The organism is Mesorhizobium sp. M8A.F.Ca.ET.202.01.1.1 (genome assembly GCF_004791595.1).
GTDB lineage: Bacteria > Pseudomonadota > Alphaproteobacteria > Rhizobiales > Rhizobiaceae > Mesorhizobium.
In genome coordinates this window covers 1-279 of record NZ_SRUN01000343.1, presented here as the reverse complement: position 1 = coordinate 279, position 279 = coordinate 1, and the positions used below count along the sequence as shown (strand labels likewise).

At 62.4% G+C, this 279-nt stretch carries 1 protein-coding gene; it reads right to left on the bottom strand.

The genetic code is table 11. The annotated features are described in order from the left end of the window. Positions 1 to 110: 110 nt before the first annotated feature. Positions 111 to 279 (bottom strand): triose-phosphate isomerase (locus EN845_RS35125; RefSeq protein ID WP_189587467.1); only part of this gene is annotated, 169 nt, incomplete at its 5' end.

Below are 279 nucleotides of genomic sequence, written 5' to 3'. Positions count from 1 at the left end.
CCTTACAATGCTTTGGTGGCATTTCCAAGCCCGTGGCCGGGAATATGGGGAGCAATGCGGCCATTGCAACGATTTCAGCCTGCCTCTGCCGCATGGGAAGGCCCCTGCGGCTACGCCATGTTCATATAGGCTTCCGCAATGGCGAGGAAGTCGGCGGCCTTCAGGCTTGCGCCGCCGACCAACGCGCCGTCGACATTCTCGACGCCAAGCAGTTCCGCCGCATTGGATGGCTTGACCGAACCGCCGTAGAGAATGCGCATCCTGGCCGCGGCATCGCCG